The organism is Streptomyces glaucescens, assembly GCF_002154375.1.
In the GTDB taxonomy this organism is placed as follows: domain Bacteria; phylum Actinomycetota; class Actinomycetes; order Streptomycetales; family Streptomycetaceae; genus Streptomyces; species Streptomyces glaucescens.
The window spans coordinates 1-2,982 of sequence record NZ_MUND01000395.1 but is presented as its reverse complement, the minus strand read 5'-3'; the positions used below and the strand labels follow the sequence as shown (position 1 = coordinate 2,982).

At 73.1% G+C, this 2,982-nt stretch carries 3 protein-coding genes; 2 read left to right on the top strand and 1 reads right to left on the bottom strand.

All coding sequences use genetic code 11. From position 1 onward, the window contains the following. The coding region (locus tag CCN42_RS24755; protein ID WP_086738934.1) for a GGDEF domain-containing protein at positions 1-1,374 on the bottom strand (1,374 nt) is incomplete at its 3' end. Positions 1,375-1,574: 200 nt separating this feature from the next. Between CCN42_RS24755 and CCN42_RS24750 the strand changes: the two genes are divergently transcribed. Together CCN42_RS24750 and CCN42_RS24745 are read left to right on the top strand one after the other, a co-directional pair. Next, positions 1,575-2,390, top strand: a complete 816-nt coding sequence (locus tag CCN42_RS24750) for a M15 family metallopeptidase (RefSeq protein WP_086738932.1) — start codon at positions 1,575-1,577, stop codon at positions 2,388-2,390. Between the two features lie 48 nt (positions 2,391-2,438). Next, on the top strand, positions 2,439-2,969 hold the full coding sequence (locus tag CCN42_RS24745; protein ID WP_086738930.1) for an NUDIX domain-containing protein: 531 nt from the start codon (positions 2,439-2,441) through the stop codon (positions 2,967-2,969). Positions 2,970-2,982 lie beyond the last annotated feature (13 nt).

The window sequence follows — 2,982 nt, the reverse complement described above, 5'->3', positions numbered from 1 at the left end:
GCCCTCCGGGTCCGCCAGCACCAGGAAGTCGTCCCCGCCGATGTGCCCCACCCGGACACTCCCCGACGCCGCGAGCTGCAGCGCCCGCCCCACCGACCGGATCAGTTCGTCGCCCGCCGCGAACCCGGCCCCGTCGTTCACCTGCTTGAAGTGGTCCACGTCCAGCCAGCTCAGCGCGAACGCCCGCCCGTCCGCGATCCGCCGGTCCACCTCACCGGTGATCGCGTCCGAACCCGGCAGCCGGGTCAGCGGATTGAGCCCTGCCGCCTCCTCGACACGGGACTCGGCCAGCGCCCGCACCAGGTCGGCGAGGCGGACGACGCCCACGCACCGCCCGTACGCGTCGACGACGGCGACGTCGTCCGACGTACGGTCCCGCTCCCCGTCCGCCACCACGTCCAGCACCTCCCACGCGGTGGCGTCGATCCCCACCGTCCGGGGCGGATCGCCCAGTCTGGCGGCGGGCCGGTCGGCGTACAGCGCGTGCCCGTACCGCCCCGACATCGACAGCAGGAACCGGGACCGGTGCACCGAGCGGACCGGCACCCCGTTCCGGTCCACCAGCAGCACCCCGGACACGTCCGGCGACCCGGTCAGCAGCGCCCGCACCTGGGCCGCGGACGCGGTGTCCGGCAGCAGGGCGGCCGGCCGCACGAACTCCCGCACCGACGGCCCGGCCCGCGACACCGCGCCCAGGCCGGGGGAGCGGGGTGGAACGTACACGTCCGCCGCGGGCAGCCTGGCCGGCGGGGCGAACAGCGTGCCCTGCGCCAGCTGCGCCCCGGCCGACCGCGCGGCCGCGCACTGCAGTTCGGTCTCCACGCCCTCGACGGCGAGCAGCGCTCCCGACTCGTCGCACAGTGTCCGCATGGCCCGCACGGCGGCCGGCCGGGACAGCAGCGAGCCGTCCAGCTTCACCAGATCGGGCGCCAGGTCCACGAGCAGGCGCAGGGGTACGTCGCCGTCTCCGACCCCGTCCGCGCTGACCCGGAAGCCCCGCTCCCGCAGGGCGGCGACCGCGTCCAGCAGGCCCTGTCGCGGCACATGGGTGTACGGCGGGACCACGTCCACGGTCACCTCCCAGGGCAGCCGCCCCGCCGCCCGCACCGCGTCGTACAGCTGGGTGAGCCCGCCGAGGTCGGCCAGGGTCCCGGCGAACACGTTGACGTGCAGCGGCAGCAGCGTCTCGTGACGCACGGCCGCCCGGACCGCGAGCACGGCCAGCCGGCCGTCGAGTTCGGGATCCCGGCGGGCCTCGGCCAGGACGTCGCCGGTCTCCGGGCGGGCGAGGATCTCCAGTGCCGCGACACCGCCGGTGGACAGGTTGACCACCGGCTGGAATGCGAAGCGGAGCGTGTCCGACCAGGTGTGCACGGGAGCATGATGTCGCCACCCCCGCACGCCTTGGCGCAGTTCATGAGACGTTCACGCAGCATTCCCGGCCGGTCACACAGCGTACGAAAAGCTCGGCGCGCCACCACGGACCGGACGCGGGCGGTCGTACGCACGATCGCGCGCGGACCCGCGTCCGATCACTTCCCTGCCACCCCCACCGCCTGGTAGACGCAGGCGACATGACACGAATCTCCCTCCTGGCCCGCGGCCTGGTCACCGCCGCCGCCACCCTGCTGGCCATGACCGCCGCCGCGCCCACCGCCACCGCCCGGCCCACCACCGGCCCCACCGCGCCGGAGGACTTCGTCGCACTGCGCACCGTGGACCGCACGATCCTCCAGGAGATGCGCTACTTCACCCCGCACAACTTCGTGGGCGAGCGCATCGACGGCTACCGGCAGCCCCTGTGCATCCTCACCCGCCCCGCCGCCGAAGCCCTCCACCGGGCCCAGACGAAGCTGCTGCGCCAGGGCTACACCCTCAAGGTCTACGACTGCTACCGGCCGCAACGCGCGGTCGACCACTTCGTCCGCTGGGCGAAGGACCTCGACGACCAGGCGATGAAGGACGAGTTCTACCCGAGGGTCGACAAGACCCGGCTCTTCGCGGACGGTTACATCGCCGAGAAGTCCGGACACAGCCGCGGCTCCACCGTCGACCTCACGATCGTGAAGCTCCCCGCGAAGCCCACCAGGCCGTACGTCCCGGGCCGGCCCCTGGTGCCCTGCTACGCCCCCCAGGACGAACGCTCTCCCGACAACTCCGTCGACATGGGCACCGCGTTCGACTGCTTCGACACCCTCTCCCACACCCTCGACCCACGCGTCCAGGGCGAGCAGCGAGCCAACCGGCTGCTGCTGAAGAACACCCTCGAAGCCCTCGGATTCGTCAACCTCGCCGAGGAGTGGTGGCACTTCACCTACAAGCCCGAGCCCTACCCGGACACCTACTTCGACTTCCCCGTGTCCGCGAAGTCCCTCTCCCACGGCCACTGACCCGCCACCCCCGGGACACCCTCTCCGTGATCGGATACAGTCCGCGGCGTGTCCGAATCCCAGCGCGCGAACTCCGGCCCCGGCTCCCACTGTTCGAGCTGCGGTACGCCCTACGGAGAGGGCGTCTCCGACTGGCCCCGCACCTGCCCTTCCTGCGGCACCGTCGCCTACCGCAACCCCCTGCCGGTCGCGGTCGCCCTGCAGCCCGTGTACGACACCGAGGGCACCGCCCTCGTCGTCATCACCAGGACCGTGGCCCCCGCGCGCGGAGGCGTCGCACTGCCCGGCGGCTACGTCGACCACCGCGAGGACTGGCGCCAGGCCGTCGTCCGGGAACTCAAGGAGGAGACCGGCATCGACGCGGCGGCCCGCGACGTCCGCCTCATCGACGCCGCGGCCTCCCCGGACGGCCACCTGCTGCTGTTCGGACTCCTCCCCGAACGCCCCGCCGACAGCCTGCCCGTCTCCGCCGCCACCGACGAAACGGAGGGCTGGCACCTCCTGCGCGGACCCGAGGAGCTGGCCTTCCCCCTGCACACCCTGGCCGCCCGAGCCTGGTTCGAGGGCCGCTACGCCTAGGCCGTGTCCGCAA